The sequence below is a fragment of the Nonomuraea sp. NPDC049625 genome, assembly GCF_040675285.1.
Taxonomy (GTDB): Bacteria; Actinomycetota; Actinomycetes; order Streptosporangiales; family Streptosporangiaceae; genus Nonomuraea; species Nonomuraea angiospora_A.
Genome location: NZ_JBFAOQ010000003.1, coordinates 542,522 through 559,690 on the forward strand (window position 1 = coordinate 542,522; position 17,169 = coordinate 559,690).

Below are 17,169 nucleotides of genomic sequence, written 5' to 3' on the forward strand. Positions count from 1 at the left end.
TCAGGCCCAGGGGAACAGGATGTCCAGAAGTCCCTTGCTCTCCTTGGTGGGTGTGGGCGCGGGCGCCTGGGTCTGCGGCGGCGCCTGCGTGGAGGGAGCCTGGGTGGACTTCGACTCCGGCGCCTTGGTCGACACCGTGTTGTCCCTGCTGTCCGTGTCGTTCGTCGTGCTCGTGCGGTCGTCGTTGTCGTTCGTCTGGTTCTGCGGGGCGCGGGTGGGCCTGGTGCTCGCCTTCGCCGTCGGCTGGCCGATGCGCGTGTTCGTCGGACGGGCCGAGGGCTCGCGCGTGGGCCGGGCCGCCCGCGTGGGCGCGGTCGTCGGGGTATCGGACTCGGTCTCGGTCGGCTCCGGGGTGTCCGTATCCTCGGTCTCGGGAGTCTCCTCCTCCGAGGTGGTGTCCTCGGGGGCCGCGCTCTCCGAGGGACGCGTCACCTCTCCCGCGCTGGCGCACTGACCACCCTTGCAGGGGTCGTCGGAGGAGTTGCCCGTGAGCATGAAGCCGGCGCCCACGCCGACCAGCACCACCGCGGCCGCGACCACCAGCAGCTTCCTGGTGCGCCGGCGCACCTCGCCGCCGTCGTCACCGTTGCCGCCGCCGGAACGGCCGCCCGAGCGCCTGTCCTGCGGGCGCTTGTCGTCCGAGTCCTCCGTCCAGCCCGAGCCGAGGAAGCCGCGCTTGGGCTTGTCGTCGTCGTGGTCGTCGTCGATCCCGGCGTCGTAGCTGCGGTCGAGCGGGAGGTACGGGTTGTCGTCATCGATGCGGTGGGAGCCGCTGGGTCCGCCCAGGTCGTCGGCGTCCAGGACGTGATGGGGACCGCTGGCCCCGCCGTACACGTCGCGGTGGCCCACGTCGAGCGGGTCGCCGGCCGCGTACACGTCGCGCTTGCTGCCGTCCAGGGGGTCGCCGGCCACGTACATGTCACGCTGGCCCCCCACGTCGAGCGGGTCGCCGTACAGGTCGCGCTGGCCCGCGTCGAGCGGATCGCTCTGACCGCCGAGGACATCGTGCGGGCCGTCGTCGAGCAGGTCACGGCCCCCGATGAGCTGGGGCTCGCTCTTGTCGAGGGGGAGGATGTAGGTCTCGTTGCCGACGACCTGGATGGCGGGCTGCTCGTCGGTGTCATCGGTGCTCCACCGTGGGGAAAGCACGTCGCCCGTCAGATCCGGGTTTAACGACCTCCCCTGCCCATCCTCATAAGGCCTGTCGTTCTCGTCGCGCGCCACGATGAACCTCTCTAGTACGAATTCGGACCGCGCCCTTCTTAACAGACCCGACCATCACTTGTCCGGAAATTTCACATGTTTCCCTAAAAACACTCTCTGTAACATTCGTCACTCTAAGAGATCGAAGGCACGCTGTTGGTGAGCCGATCGGCCCTCCAGAACCCCCTTTGACCACGGAGTTCACCCGCGCGGGCACGCTCCGGCGTCACGGGGCACGGCAGGCGAAAGGCCGCCCGGACCGGGTCCGGGCGGCCTGTCAAGAGCACAGTCAGGAGTCACAGGCAGGGGTTGGTGTCAGAGTCGACGACCTTGTCCTTGAGCGAGTCGGGGATCGCCGACACGACGCGCACGCCGGGCCAGTCCGCCCCGATCACGACCTGGATGATCGGCCCGCCGGGGACCTCGACGCCGGCCTTGGACTTGTACGGCTGCGTGGTGATCGGCTTGACCTTGCCGGCCACGGGCGTCTTCTTCTCCTTCGACAGCCGCGAGGCCACCGCGTCCCCGTAGGCGGGCCCGTCGGCGGCGTCCTTCTTGGCGTACCGGAGTGCGGTCTTCGGGGTGGCGGCGACGTTGCCGACCTCCGTGATCACGAACCCCTGGGCGGCCAGCTCGTCGGCCACCTTGAGCGCCTTGCCCTGCTCCCCCGTGCCGTTGAGCACCTGGACGCGCACCTGCTTGTTCTCGATCTTGGGCCCGGCCGACTTGCCCGGTGTGGGAGCCGCGGTGACCTCGACGTCGTTGCGCACGCTCTCGAAGAAGTCGCGCGCGGACGGCTGGCTGAACTGGACCCGGTTCTTGTCCGCCGGGTAGGGCTCGGTGGGCACCGTGATGCCCTTGAGCTCCTTGGTCGTCAGGCCCTTGACGCTGAGGGCGATGTCCACCATGCGGTCGAGGGTGAGCTGATCGTCCAGGGTGACGGCCTTGGTGGCGGCCAGCAGGAACGAGTTCAGCTTGACCGGGTCGGTGAGCAGGCCGCCGTCGGTGACCGCCTGCAGCACCTTGGTGAGGAAGACCTGCTGGCGCTGGATCCTGCTCAGGTCGCTGCCGTCGCCCAGCGAGTACCGGGCTCGCACGTACCCCAGCGCCTGCTCGCCGCTGACCACGTGCCGGCCCGCGCTGAGCACCAGCTTCGCCTTGGGGTCGTTGACGGGCTTGGGCAGGCAGATCTCGATGCCGCCGATGGCGTCGATGATGCCCTTGAAGCCGGTGAAGTCGACCTTCACGAAGTGGTCGATCCTGATGTTGGTGAGCGACTCGAGGGTCTTGATCGTGCAGTTGATGCCGCCGTCGTTGAAGGCGGCGTTGATCTGGCGCAGGCCGCCGGGGATCAGGCCGCCGGTACGGCTCTTGCACTCCGGAATCAGGACCATGGAGTCACGCGGGAAGCTGATCATGGTGGCCTTGTCCCGGTTCGGGGAGATGTGCAGCAGCATGATCGTGTCGGTGCGCTCGCCGATCTCCTTGAGGTGGGGGCCGTACTTCTTGTTGTCGCCCTCACGGGAGTCGGAGCCGACGAGCAGGACGTTGAGCGCGCCGGTGTCCGGCGGGCGGCTCTCGCCGACGGCGATGGGCTCGCGGGGGATCTCGCTCTCGATGTGCCGGTAGTACGCGTACGCCCCGACCGAGACGACCACCAGCACCAGCGTCATCCCGATGCCGACCCACCCCAGCACCGAGACCCGCCATCGCGGGCCGCGCTCGCGCCTCCTCCTGCGCCGCGGCGGAGCATCCCCCACGTGTTCCGGACTCTGCCTCACGCGCCCCCCTTCACCCACCCCACAAGAGAAACGCGTACCGCCAGGGGGCGGCGCGTAGCTCACCGAGTTACCGATGATTCCAGGACTGTCGCGCCTTGCAGATAAAAGTGGCAATCCTCGGGGCTGCCACTGTTGCGTGCCGGGCGAGGAGCTCCATCCAAAGCACGGGAATCCGGGGCGTCACCACGCAGAGTGACGCCATGATGACATTCATGCTGTTGACCGAGATGGCGCCCCCTCCAGGCGCCCAGGAACTGGCCGGGCTGCGGGCCAGAGCCAGAACCGCCCGCCGCCGGGCCTTCGTCGCGCTCTCCGCCTCGATCGCGCTGCTGGCCACCGCCCAGCTGCTCGCCGACCGGGCGCAGACGAGGGAGCAGACGCTGCCGCTGGCCGTGTTGTCGCTGGCGGTCTTCGCGGCCGCGGTGCCCGCGCAGGCGATCACCCAGTACGTCTGGGGCACCCACGCCCGGCACGTCCACCGCAAGGAGCGCGAGCTGTACGCCGCCCCCCGCACCGGACGCGTGCGCCCCCTCAGCAGGCTGGCCGTGGCCTGCTGCTGGGCGGTGACGCTGCTGCTCGGCTGGACGGCGCCGCGCCTGTTCCGGGAGGCCGCCCTATACGGCTTCGCCGACTCCCTGGGCTGGGCCACCGAGGCGCTGGCGCTGATGAGTCTCGCGACGGGGGTGTTGTTCGTCCTCTGGTGGGCAGGCGACGCGTTGGGGACACTGGCGCGCGCCCTGCGGTCGGGCGGGTCACCTGGCGATCCGTGGGACCCCGGCCGAGGCGCGCGCCGGCGAGAGGGCGCGGCGCTCTGGACGGGCGCGGCCGTGGCGGTCGCGGCCCTGGTCGGGGCCCGCGCCCATCTCTGGGAGCCGGCCACGGCGGTCGTTTACACATTGCTGACCGCCGCCCTCGTCTGCGGAGTAGTTACTGACGAGTAGCATAGGCACGGAACCCTATCAACGAGGAGCGAATCCGTGCCTTCCTCTCGTGACGTCGTGTTCGTCGACGGCGTGCGCACGCCTTTCGGCAGGTCAGGACCGAAAGGGCTGTACGCGGAGACCCGCGCCGACGACCTGGTCGTCCGCGTCATCCGCGAGCTCGTCCGGCGCAATCCCAACCTGCCCCCCGAGCGAGTGGACGAGGTCGCCATCGCCGCGACCACGCAGATCGGCGACCAGGGCCTGACCATCGGCCGGGCGGCGGCGGTGCTGGCCGGGCTGCCCAAGAGCGTGCCCGGCTACGCCATCGACCGCATGTGCGCGGGCGCGATGACCGCGGTCACCACGGTCGCGGGCGGCATCGCGTTCGGCGCGTACGACGTGGCCATCGCCGGCGGCGTCGAGCACATGGGCCGCCACCCGATGGGCGAGGGCGTCGATCCCAACCCGCGCTTCCTGTCGGAGAAGCTGGTCGACCCGAGCGCGCTGGTCATGGGCATGACGGCGGAGAACCTGCACGACCGCTACCCGCACATCACCAAGGGCCGCGCGGACGCGTACGCGGTGCTGTCGCAGGAGCGGGCGGCCAAGGCGTACGCCGACGGCCGGATCCAGCCCGACCTGGTCCCGACCGCGATCAGGACGGCCGAGAAGGGCTGGGGCCTGGCGGTCGAGGACGAGGCGCCGCGGCCCGGCACCACGGTGGAAGGGCTGAGCACGCTCAAGACGCCCTTCCGGCCGCACGGCAACGTCACGGCGGGCAACTCCTCCGGCATCAACGACGGCGCCACCGGGTGCGTCGTGGCCGCCAAGGAGGTCGCGGACGAGCTGGGGCTGGGCGCGAAGATGCGGCTCGTCTCCTACGCGTTCGCGGGCGTGGACCCCGAGGTCATGGGCGTGGGACCGATCCCGTCCACGGAGCGGGCGCTCCGGCTGGCCGGCCTGGACATCTCCGATATCGGGCTGTTCGAGATCAACGAGGCGTTCGCCGTCCAGGTGCTGGCGTTCCTCGACCACTTCGGGATCGCCGACGACGATCCCCGCGTGAACCAGTACGGCGGCGCGATCGCCTACGGGCACCCGCTCGCCTCCTCGGGCGTGCGGCTGATGACGCAGCTCGCGCGGCAGTTCGGCGAGCGTCCCGACGTGCGGTACGGCATCACCACCATGTGCGTCGGCATGGGCATGGGCGGCACTGTGATCTGGGAGAACCTCGCATGAGCAACGTCGAGAACTGGCGCGCGCTGCTGGGCGGGCGCAACGCCGACGAAGTCGTCACCAAGGCGCTCGTGCGCGACGTCCAGCTCCCCTACGGCGCCGGCACGATGGCGCTGATCACGCTGGACAACGGCTTCGACCACACCAAGCCCAACACGTTCGGCCCGAACGGCCTGTTCGCGCTCAACGGCGCGCTGTCGGAGATCGCCGAGCGCACCGACCTGGCCGCGGTGGGCGTGACGGGCAAGCCGTTCATCTTCGCCGTCGGCGCCGACCTCAAGGGCGCGGCCGCGCTGTCCACGCGCGAGGAGGCCCTGGCCATCGGCGCGCTGGGCCACCACGTGTTCCGCAGGCTGGGCGAGCTGGCGATCCCGTCGTTCGCGTTCGTGAACGGCGCCGCGATGGGCGGCGGGCTCGAGGTGGCACTGCACTGCACGTACCGGACCATCTCCTCGGGCGTGCCCGCGGTGGCGCTGCCGGAGTGCTTCCTCGGCCTGGTGCCGGGCTGGGGCGGCACGCAGCTCCTGCCCCGCCTGATCGGCCCGGCGAAGGCGATCAAGCTCGTCATCGAGAACCCGCTCTCGCAGAACCGCATGGTCAAGGGCAAGGAGGCGTACGAGCTGGGCGTCGCGGACGCGATGTTCGAGCCCGCCGACTTCCTGGAGGAGTCGCTGCGCTGGGCCGCCCGCGTGGTCAAGGGCGAGCTGGCCGTGGAGCGGCCGGCACACGACGAGAACAGTGACGAGGACTGGGACAAGACGGTCGCCGACGCGCGCTTCCTGGTGGACATGAAGCTGCGCGGCGCCTCGCCCGCCCCCTACCGCGCGCTCGACCTGATCGCCCAGGCCCGCACGGCCTCCCGCGACGAGGGCTTCGCCGCCGAGGACGAGGCGCTGGCCGACCTGCTGATGGGTGACGAGCTGCGGGCCGGGCTCTACTCGTTCGACCTGGTGCAGCGCCGTGCCAAGCGGCCCGCGGGCGCGCCCGACCGGTCGCTGGCCCGCAAGGTCACCAAGGTCGGCGTGGTGGGCGCGGGGCTGATGGCCTCGCAGATGGCGCTGCTGTTCGCGCGCCGCCTGGAGGTGCCGGTCGTGCTGACCGACCTCGACCAGGCCCGGCTCGACAAAGGCGTCGGGTACGTGCACGCCGAGGTCGACAAGCTCCTGGGCAAGGGCCGCGTCTCGGCCGACCAGGCCAACCGGCTCAAGGCCCTGGTGACCGGGTCGCTGACGAAGGACGCCTTCGCCGACGCCGACTTCGTGATCGAGGCCGTGTTCGAGGACATGGCGGTCAAGAAGCAGGTGTTCGCCGAGGTGGAGGCCGTGGTCTCGGCCGAGTGCGTGCTGGCCACGAACACCTCCTCGCTCTCCCTGACCGAGATGGGCGCCGGATTGGCGCACCCCGAGCGGCTGGTCGGGTTCCACTTCTTCAACCCGGTCGCGGTCATGCCGCTGCTGGAGATCATCCGCGGCGCCGCGACGGACGACGCCACGCTGGCCACGGCGTTCGCGGTGGGCAAGTCGCTGAAGAAGTCGTCGGTGCTGGTCAAGGACGCCCCGGCGTTCGTGGTCAACCGGCTGCTGACCTGCTTCATGGGCGAGGTCGTGACGGCCGTGGACGAGGGCACGCCGCTGGAGGTGGCCGAGCACGCGCTGGACGGGCTCGGGCTGCCGATGTCGCCGTTCGCGCTGCTGCAGCTCGTCGGCCCGGCCGTCGGCCTGCACGTGGCCGAGACGCTGCACGAGGCCTTCCCCGACCGGTTCGGCGTCTCGGAGAACATGGCCAAGCTGGTCGCCGCGGGCAAGCCGGGCGTCTACCGGCCCGACTTCACGCTCGACCCGGAGGCGGTCGCCCTCTTCTCGGGCGGCACGTCACCGTCCACCGCCGAGCAGGTGCGCGAGCGCGTCCTGGCGGCGCTGGCCAGGGAGGTCCGCATCATGCTGGACGAGGGCGTGGTCGCCGCGCCGCAGGACATCGACCTGTGCATGATCCTCGGGGCCGGCTGGCCGTTCCACCTGGGCGGGATCACCCCGTACCTGGACAGGACGGGCATCGCCCGGCCGCGGTTCCTGTCGCCCGGCGTGGCCTCGCTGCCCGCCTGAACCCTTTGAGGGAGGCCCGCCCCGGCGGGCCTCCCTGATCCTCACCGGCCTCCGTCGTAGCGTTGAGTACCGTTCTACGAACGGAGAGTAGTCATGATGAGAGCATTCGGTGCCATCGCGCTCTGCGGAGCCTTCATGGTGGGCGCGTCGTCGCCCGCGGTGGCCGCACCCCACCCGAAGGCGCAGCTCAAGATCGTCGACGCCGTCAAGGACGGCGTGACGAAGACGGTCTGGCTCAACTGCGGCCCCGCGGGAGGGGCCCACCCCAACGCGCGCGCGGCCTGCCGGCTGCTGGAGAAGGTCGACGGGCACCCCGAGCGGCTCAACGTCACACCGGACGCCATCTGCACGAAGGAACTGCAGCCGCACGTCGTCGTGGTGGCCGGCCAGTGGCAGGGCGCGACGGTGCAGTGGGCCAAGGTCTTCGGCAACGGCTGCACGACGAAGGCCGCGCTGGGAGCCCTCGTCTCGTTCTGACCGGCCGCGAGGGGGCGGGCGCCCGCCCCCTCAGCCGCCACTCTTGACGCGGACCTTGACCGTCCTGCTGTGGCGGTAGCCGTAGACGAAGTAGATGACGACGCCGACGATCATCCAGATGAGGAACCTCAGCCACGTCTGCACCGGCAGGTTGAGCATGAGGTAGAGGCAGGCCAGCACCGACAGGACCGGCAGCACCGGCACGAACGGCGCGCGGAACGCCCTCGGCAGGTCGGGCCGGGTGCGCCGGAGAATGACCACCCCGATCGAGACCACCACGAACGCGAAGAGCGTGCCGATGTTCACCAGTTCGGCCAGCTCGCCGAACGACACGAACCCGGCCAGCGCCATCGTCACCACGCCGATGATGATCGTGAGCCGGGCCGGCGTGCCGAATTGGGGGTGGACCTTGGCCAGCGGGCGCGGCAGCAGCCCGTCGCGGCACATCGCGAAGAGCACCCGGGTCTGGCCGAGCAGCAGCACGAGCACCACGGTGGTCAGGCCGGCGATGGCGCCGACGCTGATGATGGTGGCCAGCCAGCCGTAGCCGACCGAGGTGAACGCGTCGGACAGCGGCGCCGAGGTGCTGAGCCGGTCGTAGCGCTGCATGCCGACCACGACGAGCGAGACGGCCACGTACAGGGCCGTGCAGATGGCCAGCGAGCCGAGGATGCCGCGCGGCACGTCGCGCTGCGGGTGGATGGTCTCCTCCGCGGCGGTGGCCACGATGTCGAAGCCGATGAACGCGAAGAACACGATCGCCGCGGCGGAGAAGACGCCCAGCACGCCGAAGGCGACCGGCGTGACGCCGAACAGCACCTGGATCAGCGGCGCCTTCAGCCCCTCCACCCGCGGCGTGGACACCGCCTCGGGGATGAACGGCGTGTAGTTGGCCCCCTTGACGAAGAACAGCCCGGCCACGATCACCAGCAGCACGACCGTGATCTTCGTGATCACCAGGATGAGGTTGACCCGCGAGGAGACCTTGATCCCGATCACCAGGATCACGGTGAGGAGGAGGACGATGAGGATGGCGGGCACGTTCACCACGGGGTTCTCGCCCGCGATCGAGGCGGGCAGATGGATGCCGATCGACGCCAGCATCGAGGCGAAGTAGCCCGACCAGCCGACCGCCACCACGGCCGCGGCCAGCGCCAGCTCCAGGGTGAGGTCCCAGCCGATCACCCAGGCGGGGAACTCGCCCAGGGTGGCGAAGGCGAAGGTGTAGGCCGAGCCGGCGACCGGGATCGTGGAGGCGAACTCGGCGTAGCACAGGGCCGCCAGGCCGCAGACGATGCCCGCGACGACGAACGAGAGCGCCACCGCCGGGCCCGCCACCTCCTTGGCGACCTGTCCCGTGAGCACGAAGATCCCGGTGCCGACGATCACCCCGATGCCGAAGACCGTCAGGTCGGTGGCCGTCAGGCGTTTGCGCAGCTGATGCTCCGGATCCTCGGTGTCACGGATCGACTGCTCGACACTCTTCGTGCGAAAGATGTCCACGCCCGGTGATCCTTCCCACGCCCTGAGTGATCATGCGTGGTCGGGATCCAGTCTCACCTTCCGGATAGGAGCGCGACGCGGCGGTGATCGCCATGCCGGGGATCACCGCCGCGCCGCGCCGGGTGCTCAGTGGCGGGCGGGCACCTCGTGGGAGGTCCGCTTCGCGACCGCCTCGGTGATCTGCCGGGCGAGGTCCTGCGCGGTCAGGCCGATCTTGGCGAGGATCGCGGCCCGCTTGGCGTGGTCGAGGAACTCCTGCGGGATGCCGTACGTGCGCACCGGCACGTCGACGTCGGCGTCGCGCAGCAGGCGGGCCACGGCGTCGCCCACGGCGCCCACGCGGCCGTTGTCCTCGACGACGGCCACCAGCTTGTGGGCGCTCGCGGCCAGCACGAGCGCCTCGTCGAGCGGCTTGACCCAGCGGGGGTCGACCACGGTGGCCCCGATCCCCTGGGCGTCGAGCAGGACCGCGGCGTCCATGCAGAGCTGCGCCATCGGGCCCACGCCGACCAGCAGCACGTCGGGGTCGCCCTTGGGGGCGCGCAGCAGGTCCATCTCGCCCAGCTTGCCCACCGGCTCGACCGGCTCGGCGACCGGGCCCTTGGGGAAGCGCAGCACGGTCGGGCCGTCGGTGACCTCGACGGCCTCGCGCAGCAGCTCGGTCAGCCGGTCGCCGTCGCGCGGCACCGCGACCCGCAGCCCGGGGACGACCTGGAGGATCGACAGGTCCCACATGCCGTTGTGGCTGGCGCCGTCGTCACCCGTGACGCCGGCCCGGTCGAGCACCACCGTGACGGGCAGCCGGTGCAGCGCGACGTCCATGAGGAGCTGGTCGAAGGCCCGGTTGAGGAACGTGGCGTAGACGGCCACGACCGGGTGCATGCCGCCGAGGGCGAGGCCCGCGGCGCTGGTCAGCGCGTGCTGCTCGGCGATGCCGACGTCGTAGATGCGCTCGGGGTAGGCGTCGGCGAAGGCGTTGAGGCCCGTCGGGTGGAGCATGGCCGCGGTGATCGCGACGAGGTCCTCGCGCTCCTTGCCGAGCCGGACGAGCTCCTCGCTGAAGACGTTGGTCCAGATGCGCGGCTTGGGCTTCTCCGCGCCGGTGGCCCGGTCGAAGGCGCCGGGCGAGTGGAACTGGTCCTCGTCGTGATTCTCCGCCGGCGTGTAGCCGCGGCCCTTCTGGGTGAGGGCGTGGACGATGACGGGGCCGCGGAAGTCGCGCGCCTTGCGCAGCGCCGCCTCCATGGCCTGCTCGTCGTGGCCGTCGATGGGGCCGACGTATTTGAGCCCGAGGTCCTCGAACATCACCTGCGGGGCCAGGACGTCCTTGACGCCCTTCTTGAAGCCGTGCAGGGCGTCGTAGAGGACGGGAACGTTCCCCAACTTGTCCTTGACGTAGTCGAGGAAGTCCTCATACCTGCGGTTGACCCGCAGGTTGGACAGGTGGGAGGCCAGGCCGCCGATCGTGGGCGAGTAGGAGCGGCCGTTGTCGTTGACCACGATCACGAGCCGGAGGTCCTTGCCGGCGGCGATGTTGTTGAGCGCCTCCCAGGCCATGCCGCCGGTCAGCGCGCCGTCGCCGATCACCGCCACGACCGTGCGGTCCTGCTCGCCGCGCAGCTTGAACGCCTTGGCCAGGCCGTCGGCGTAGGACAGCGCGGTCGAGGCGTGGGAGTTTTCCACGAAGTCGTGCTCCGACTCGGCCTGGCTCGGGTAGCCCGACAGACCGCCCTCCTGCTTGAGGGCCTCGAAGCCGGAGGCCCGTCCGGTGAGGACCTTATGCACGTACGACTGGTGGCCGGTGTCCCAGACGACGGGGTCGTTCGGGGAGTCGAAGACCCGGTGGATGGCGATGGTGAGCTCGACCACTCCCAGGTTGGGGCCCAGATGGCCGCCGAACCTGGCGCACGAGTCGACCAGCAGGTCGCGGATCTCCCCCGCAAGCCGCGGCAGCTCCTCGACAGTGAGCCGTTTGACGTCGTGCGGTCCCTCTATCGAGCCCAGCAACCCGCTCACGGATCCGACTCCCCTCTGCTCTTGTGCGCCGTTGACCCGAGTCTAGTTCGCTCCCGCCTCACTGACTCCATCGAGTCAAATCCACCCACATATGTCTGATCTTGGGATAGTTTTTCGGAGCATATGAACTCTGCCCCCAAAAGCAAACTCGCGGCGCTGGCGGTCGCCATGGTGGCGCTTGCCCTGGCAGCGGCCGGTTTGGTGCTCGTGCTGGCCGGCGTGGCCACCCCCTCGTCGGAGTCGCTGAACGGGGCGGCCCAGCAGCTCTCCTCCCCGCCGGCCAAGGGCTCCAGCGAGTCGAAGAAGGGGCCCTCGATCGGCCGGGCGCTGGCGATGGCGAACCCGCTGTACCGGACCGGGCGCCTGGCCGACGTCAACTGCGCGCCCGGCGACCTGCCGGCCGGGAGCATGACCGCGTACCGGCGCTTCCTGACCCGCGTGACCAACTGCCTCAACAAGGCGTGGGCCGCGCAGTTCCGCAAGGCCGGGCTGCCCTTCGCCAAGCCGCGGCTGCGCATCATCACCACCAAGGTCAGGACCCCCTGCGGCACCTGGAACACCGGCGCGGACGGCGTCTACTGCTCCACGGACCGCACGATGTACCTGATGATCAGCAGGGACCAGCTGCGCAACCCGTTCCCGCTGGGCATCACCCGCCTGATCGCCCACGAGTACGGGCACCACGTCCAGCAGATCTCCGGCATCTGGAACTACTACTGGACCGCCAGGAATGTCGCGGGCAAGGCGAAGCGGCTGCAACTCTCGCGCAATTCGGAACTGCAGGCGGAGTGCTTCTCGTCGGTGTTCATGAGCACGATGAAGGGAACTGAACTGGTCACCGACGCCGACTGGGCGTACACGGTCGACTGGTTCAGGAAGAACGGCGCCAAGGGCTGGCCCCAGAACGACCACGGCAAGGGCCCGACGCAGGCGGCCTGGATGACGCGGGGCTTCAACCGCGGCGGTCCGGGCGCGTGCAACACCTGGTCCGCCACGGCCCGCAACACGCTTTAATCTTCCTTTACCTGGAACTCCCTATTCAATAGGGTGCCTTCTCATGCGTATCACCCGATTGGCGCTTATGGCAGGCACCATGGCGAGCCTGCTCTTCGCCGGAACGGCCCACGCGGCCACCGCTGCGCCGGCATACAAGCCTGTACTGGCGAAAAGCCCGATCTACAAGACGGGCAAGCTCGGCTTCGACTCGTGCCCGGAGCCGAAGGTGCAGTCCGGCACCCTGGATGAGGTCAAGGGCTACCTGGAGGTCGTGCTCGACTGCCTCAACGCCGCCTGGGAGCCGAAGGTCAAGAAGGCCGGCTTCACATTCACCAAGCCCACCATGCAGGTGATCACCAAGCCCGGCGCACAGACCGGGTGCGGCAAGTTCCCCGAGGGCGGCGTGCAGGCGCTCTACTGCTCGACCAACAAGAAGATCACCTATTTCGCCAGCTCCAACCTGGTCGAGGAGCAGAACGACCTGATGCTGATGCTGGTCCTGGCCCATGAATACGGCCACCACATCCAGCAGACGACGGGCATGTTCAAGGCTCTGACGCCGTACAACCGCAAGAACGAGGCCCGAGTGCTCGACGAGAGCCGGCGGCTCGAACTGCAGGCGGAGTGCCTGTCCGGCGTCTTCACCGGCAGCGTCTGGCACTCGCTGGGCCGCCAGGAGTCCGACTTCACCTACTGGGTCAGGAACGGGGGCACCGGCCTCGACCTGTCCGCCCTCGGCGTGAAGGTCGACAACTGGGGCGAGAAGACGCACGGCAACGCCAAGAACACCGGCGCCTGGCTCAAGCGCGGCTTCGACACCGAGTCGGCCGGGGGCTGCAACACCTGGAAGGCTCCGAAGTCCCAAGTGTCGTAAAACTCCTCTAAGATCCGCGATCGTGCGCATATCCCTCTTAGCGGGCATGGTCGCGGGTCTACTGCTGTTCTCCGGGCATTTTTCTGGGCCGGCCTGGGCGGCGTCGCGTATCGCGCAGGCCGGCCTTCTGGGAGAGATGGGCGGGGACGTGGTCGCGCAGACCTGCGAGGTCCCGGAGATCCGTCCGGGCAGCGTCGCCTCGCTCAAGACGTTCTACCGGGCGATGGCCGGATGCGCCGACCGCTTCTGGGCCGGGCGGTTCGCGCAGGCCCGGCTGCCGTACGCGCCGCCCGAGGTCACGATCACGACGGGGAGCGACTCCGTCTGCGGGGAGATCACCAGCAACGGCGCGCAGTACTGCCCCGAGCAGCGCACGATCGCCATCCGCATCATGAAGCACGACCTGCGCGACCCCTTCAGGATGAACATCGCGCACTCCGTCGCCCACGAGTGGGGACACCACGTGCAGCAGCTCATCGGGGTGCTGGACGCGCAGAACGCGCTGTCCTGGCAGGCGTCCGGCAGCGCGCGGACCCTGCTGAGCCACCGGCTGGAGATGCAGGCCGAATGCTTCGCCGGCGTCCTGTACAGCGCCACGCTGAAGTCGATCAGGCCGGGGATCGAGTGGGACGACTGGATCGACGCGGTGCGCAGGGCCGACGAGAGCGAGATCCACGGCAAGCCCCGCAACCTCGCCTTCTGGCAGGAGCGCGGCTACCGCGGCGGGGCCACGGGCTTCTGCAACACCTGGACGGCCGCCAAGTCGAAGGTCGGCTGACGGGGGTCTAGGCGGTGGCGCGGGCGAGGACCTCCAGGGGGTCGGCGAGGACGTTGGCGAAGGCCAGCTCGGCCGCGCCCACCAGCGGGGCGGCGTCCTTGAGCGACGCCGTGCGCAGCCGCAGCCGCTCCCGCTGCGGCGCCATCGCGTGCAGCGCGAGCTGGGAACGCACCCGCGCGGCGGACCCCAGGTAGATCTCCCGGAGGATGCCCCCGAAGATGACCATCTCGGGGTTGAAGATGTTGACCAGGTTGGCCACGCCGAGGCCGAGCCAGTCGCCGACCTTCTTGAGCGCGTCCTGCGCCTCGATGTCGCCCCGGTCGGCGGCCTCCACCACGGCGCGCACCGCGTCGCGTCCGTGCTGCCCGGGGCCGATGCGGCCCGCGGCCTCCAGCAGCGCCCGCTCCCCCACCTCCGCCTCCAGGCACCCGTGGGACCCGCAGCCGCAGGCGCGCCCGCCGGGGTTGACGACCATGTGGCCGACCTCGCCGCCGTAGCCGTCGTGGCCGCCGAGCAGATGGCCGCCCGCGATGATGCCGCCGCCGATGCCCACGTCGCCGTGCAGGTAGATGAGGTCCCTGACGGCGGCGCCGACGCCCCGGCTGTGCTCGGCGAGGGCGGCCAGGTTGGCGTCGTTGCCCACGCTGACCGGCAGCCCGAGGCCGAGCCGGCGGCCCAGCTCCTCGCCGAACGGGATCTCCTCGGCCAGCAGGTTGGGCGAGAACCGCACCACGCCGTCGGCCTTGCGCACGCCGCCGGACACGGCCGCCGCCGCGCCCACGCAGACGGTGTCGTCCCTGGTCTTGCGCCGCATCTGCCGGGCGAAGCCGGACAGCACCCCGGTCAGCTCGTCCAGCTCGAACTTGCCGCGCTCGCGGGTCGTCTCACGGCGGTCGAGGATCACCCCGCCCAGCCCCACGCGGGCCACCGCCAGCCGGTCGGGGCCCACGTCGAACGCGAACACGTAGACCCGGGCCGACTCCGGCCGCACCACGAGCGAGGGCCGTCCCGCGCGGCCCGTCTCGCGGGGCAGCTCCTCGCGCACCAGCCCGGCCGCGGTGAGGTCCGAGGTCAGCGCCATGATCGTGCTGCGGTTGAGCCCCATCCTCGAGGTCAGCTCGGCGCGCGAGATCGGCCCGCCCAGATGGACATGGCGAAGCAGCGCGCCGAGATTGTGGCGCCTGATGTCCTCTTGGGAAGGGCCGGCACGCATCGTCTGGTATTCCTTCGGGGGCTGAGAGTCGCTGATCACCTTAGACCAGCGGCCGACGCCCGTTTGCGGGCCAGGGCGTCGACGCCCGCGGCGAGCAGCAGGACGGACCCCGTGACCAGGTACTTCACACTGGCCCCGTACCCCATCAGACCCATGCCGTTCTCGATGACCGCCACCACGGCGCCGCCGAGCACGGCGTCCAGCACCCTGCCCTTGCCGCCGAACAGGCTCGTGCCGCCGATGACCGCCGCGCCGACCGCGTACAGCAGGACGGAGCTGCCGCCCGTGTTCGGGTCGACCGAGCTGGCCCTGGACGCGGCCACGATCCCGCCGATCGCGGCCATCGAGGAGCAGATCACGAACGCGCTGATCCTGATCCGGTCGACCGGGATGCCGGCCCGGCGCGCGGCCTCGGTGTTGCCGCCGACCGCGTAGATGTGGCGTCCGAACGCGGTACGGCGCAGCACCATCGTCCACGCGACCAGCAGCACCAGGATGATCGGCACCACGATCGGCACGCCGGTGAGCGAGACCAGCGCCGGGTTGCGGCTGCGCTCCAGGTTGAGCACGTAGACCGCGAGCCCGGCCAGCACCGCCAGCGCGCCCACGCGGGCGGCGATCAGCGACATCGGGTCGGCCACCAGCCCGCGCTTGGTGCGCTTCCTGGCCCGCAGGAGCTGGACGGCGGCGTAGACCGCCACGCTGGCCGCGTAGAGCACCCAGCCCAGCCAGGGCGGCAGGTTCTTGTTGGCGATGGCGACGATCATGCTGTCGCGGATGGAGATGTTCGTGCCCTCCTGGACCAGCACCAGGACCAGGCCCTGGAAGGCGAGGAAGGCGGCCAGCGTGACCACGAACGACGGGATCCCGACCTTGGCGACGAGCGTGCCGAGCACCGTGCCGATGATCACGCCGGTGACGATGGCGGCCAGCGCGCACACGTACCAGGGCAGGCCCAGGCTGGTGAGCGTGACGGCCAGCACCGCCGCGCACACGCCGCTGGCGAAGCCGGCGGACAGGTCGATCTCGCCGAGCAGCAGCACGAACACCAGGCCCATCGCGATCAGCGTGATCGCGGCGCCCTGGGTGAAGAGGTTGGCGAAGTTGATCGAGGTGACGAAGGCGGGCCGGGCGACGGCGAAGACCGTGCAGAGCACGACCAGCCCCAGCACGGCGGGCAGCGCGCCCATGTCGCCGCCGCGTACCCGCTCGACGTAGGCGAGGAAGCTGTTGCCGATCGACGGCGACTGCGTCGCGGCGACGATGGCCTCGCCCGGGAGTTCTTTGACCTTGCTCATGGGGTGACCCCGTTCTTGAGGCCGAGTTCCCCGCTGCGGCCTGAGGTGATCAGTTCGACGACCTGGGCGTGCGTCAAGTCGGCGGTCTTGACCTGGGCGGCCATCCTGCCGAGGTAGAGCGCCGCGATCCGGTCGGAGACGGCGAAGACGTCGTTCATGTTGTGCGAGATGAGCACGACGGCCAGGCCGGTGTCGGCCAGCCTGCGCACCAGTTCCAGCACCTGCGCGGTCTGGGCCACGCCCAGCGCCGCGGTCGGCTCGTCGAGGATGACGACCTTGCTGTTCCACAGCACGGCCTTGGCGATGGCCACGGTCTGCCGCTGCCCGCCGGACAGGCTGGAGACCTGCTGCCGGATGGACTTCACCGTGCGTACGGACAGGCCGCTGAGGGTCTTCTCGGCCAGTTCCTCCATGCTGTCCTCGTCGAGCAGGAGCCCGTTCTTGCGCTCCCTGCCGAGGAACATGTTCTGGACGATGTCGAGGTTGTCGCACAGGGCCAGGTCCTGGTACACGATCTCGATCCCGAGCTCGCCCGCGTCGCGAGGGCTGTGGACGTGCACCTGCCTGCCGTCGAAAAGGATCTCGCCGGCATCGATCGGATAGATGCCGCCGATGCACTTGACCAGGGTCGACTTGCCCGCGCCGTTGTCTCCGACCAGGGCCGTCACCTCGCCGGCGTACGCCTCGAACTCGACCTTGTGCAGCACCTTCACCGGGCCGAAGCTCTTGTCGATCCCGCGCACTTCAAGGAGGGGGGTCATGGGGCTCC

General features: G+C 70.1%; 14 protein-coding genes. 7 read left to right on the forward strand and 7 right to left on the reverse strand.

The genetic code is table 11. The annotated features are described in order from the left end of the window. Positions 1-1,149: a hypothetical protein gene (locus AB0J87_RS16030; RefSeq protein ID WP_363965855.1), complete on the reverse strand. Its 1,149-nt coding sequence runs from the start codon at positions 1,147-1,149 to the stop codon at positions 1-3. 350 nt (positions 1,150-1,499) lie between these two features. Beyond that, positions 1,500-2,984, reverse strand: coding sequence for an LCP family protein (locus AB0J87_RS16035; RefSeq protein WP_363965857.1), 1,485 nt, complete (start codon positions 2,982-2,984; stop codon positions 1,500-1,502). Between the two features lie 212 nt (positions 2,985-3,196). Here AB0J87_RS16035 and AB0J87_RS16040 point away from each other — a divergent pair, with 212 nt between their 5' ends. The 4 genes from AB0J87_RS16040 (at position 3,197) to AB0J87_RS16055 (ending at position 7,722) form a co-directional block, all read left to right on the forward strand. Further along, complete coding sequence (locus AB0J87_RS16040) at positions 3,197-3,925, forward strand: hypothetical protein (RefSeq protein ID WP_363965859.1); 729 nt, start codon at positions 3,197-3,199, stop codon at positions 3,923-3,925. A gap of 36 nt (positions 3,926-3,961) precedes the next feature. After that, positions 3,962-5,146, forward strand: coding sequence for a thiolase family protein (locus AB0J87_RS16045; protein WP_350722778.1), 1,185 nt, complete (start codon positions 3,962-3,964; stop codon positions 5,144-5,146). Further along, complete coding sequence (locus tag AB0J87_RS16050) at positions 5,143-7,245, forward strand: 3-hydroxyacyl-CoA dehydrogenase NAD-binding domain-containing protein (RefSeq protein WP_363965861.1); 2,103 nt, start codon at positions 5,143-5,145, stop codon at positions 7,243-7,245. Before AB0J87_RS16045 ends, AB0J87_RS16050 begins: the two co-directional genes overlap by 4 nt. 93 nt (positions 7,246-7,338) lie before the next feature. Next, a complete protein-coding gene (locus AB0J87_RS16055; RefSeq protein ID WP_363965863.1) occupies positions 7,339-7,722 on the forward strand; it encodes an SSI family serine proteinase inhibitor in 384 nt (127 codons plus the stop codon). Between the two features lie 30 nt (positions 7,723-7,752). Here the strand turns inward: AB0J87_RS16055 and AB0J87_RS16060 are convergent, their stop codons facing one another. Together AB0J87_RS16060 and dxs are read right to left on the reverse strand one after the other, a co-directional pair. Beyond that, positions 7,753-9,225 (reverse strand): amino acid permease, encoded by a 1,473-nt coding sequence (locus tag AB0J87_RS16060; RefSeq protein ID WP_355194460.1) that lies wholly within the window; start codon positions 9,223-9,225, stop codon positions 7,753-7,755. Positions 9,226-9,351: 126 nt separating this feature from the next. Next, complete coding sequence (gene dxs, locus AB0J87_RS16065; RefSeq protein WP_363966608.1) at positions 9,352-11,232, reverse strand: 1-deoxy-D-xylulose-5-phosphate synthase; 1,881 nt, start codon at positions 11,230-11,232, stop codon at positions 9,352-9,354. Between the two features lie 132 nt (positions 11,233-11,364). Between dxs and AB0J87_RS16070 the strand changes: the two genes are divergently transcribed. From AB0J87_RS16070 to AB0J87_RS16080, 3 genes are all read left to right on the forward strand, one after another. Continuing rightward, positions 11,365-12,255 (forward strand): neutral zinc metallopeptidase, encoded by an 891-nt coding sequence (locus AB0J87_RS16070; RefSeq protein WP_363965866.1) that lies wholly within the window; start codon positions 11,365-11,367, stop codon positions 12,253-12,255. Positions 12,256-12,334: 79 nt separating this feature from the next. Beyond that, entirely contained in the window at positions 12,335-13,111 is a 777-nt protein-coding gene (locus AB0J87_RS16075) for a neutral zinc metallopeptidase (RefSeq protein WP_363965868.1), read from the forward strand. 22 nt (positions 13,112-13,133) lie between these two features. Next, the gene (locus AB0J87_RS16080) at positions 13,134-13,889 is read left to right on the forward strand and encodes a neutral zinc metallopeptidase (protein WP_350722789.1); all 756 of its coding nucleotides are present in this window, start codon (positions 13,134-13,136) and stop codon (positions 13,887-13,889) included. Positions 13,890-13,896: 7 nt separating this feature from the next. On the opposite strand, the gene AB0J87_RS16085 is transcribed toward AB0J87_RS16080, so the two are convergent. Genes AB0J87_RS16085 through AB0J87_RS16095 form a run of 3 tightly spaced genes read right to left on the reverse strand, consistent with a single transcriptional unit; the run spans position 13,897 to position 17,161 of the window. After that, positions 13,897-15,102 carry an ROK family transcriptional regulator gene (locus AB0J87_RS16085; RefSeq protein WP_350722790.1) on the reverse strand — a complete coding sequence of 402 codons (1,206 nt, stop codon included), beginning with the start codon at positions 15,100-15,102 and terminating at the stop codon, positions 13,897-13,899. A gap of 35 nt (positions 15,103-15,137) precedes the next feature. Then, positions 15,138-16,400, reverse strand: a complete 1,263-nt coding sequence (locus tag AB0J87_RS16090) for an ABC transporter permease (RefSeq protein WP_363965870.1) — start codon at positions 16,398-16,400, stop codon at positions 15,138-15,140. Beyond that, entirely contained in the window at positions 16,397-17,161 is a 765-nt protein-coding gene (locus AB0J87_RS16095) for an ATP-binding cassette domain-containing protein (RefSeq protein ID WP_350722794.1), read from the reverse strand. The genes AB0J87_RS16090 and AB0J87_RS16095 overlap by 4 nt, the downstream gene beginning before the upstream one ends. Between the last annotated feature and the right edge of the window lie 8 nt (positions 17,162-17,169).

Excerpts from the sequence above, each read along its gene's own strand:
- AB0J87_RS16085 (WP_350722790.1), bottom strand. The coding sequence starts at position 15,102 with ATGCGTGCCGGCCCTTCCCAAGAGGACATCAGGCGCCACAATCTCGGC.
- AB0J87_RS16050 (WP_363965861.1), top strand. The coding sequence starts at position 5,143 with ATGAGCAACGTCGAGAACTGGCGCGCGCTGCTGGGCGGGCGCAACGCC.
- AB0J87_RS16070 (WP_363965866.1), top strand. The coding sequence starts at position 11,365 with ATGAACTCTGCCCCCAAAAGCAAACTCGCGGCGCTGGCGGTCGCCATG.
- AB0J87_RS16090 (WP_363965870.1), bottom strand. The coding sequence starts at position 16,400 with ATGAGCAAGGTCAAAGAACTCCCGGGCGAGGCCATCGTCGCCGCGACG.
- AB0J87_RS16075 (WP_363965868.1), top strand. The coding sequence starts at position 12,335 with ATGGCGAGCCTGCTCTTCGCCGGAACGGCCCACGCGGCCACCGCTGCG.
- AB0J87_RS16055 (WP_363965863.1), top strand. The coding sequence starts at position 7,339 with ATGATGAGAGCATTCGGTGCCATCGCGCTCTGCGGAGCCTTCATGGTG.
- AB0J87_RS16095 (WP_350722794.1), bottom strand. The coding sequence starts at position 17,161 with ATGACCCCCCTCCTTGAAGTGCGCGGGATCGACAAGAGCTTCGGCCCG.
- AB0J87_RS16040 (WP_363965859.1), top strand. The coding sequence starts at position 3,197 with ATGCTGTTGACCGAGATGGCGCCCCCTCCAGGCGCCCAGGAACTGGCC.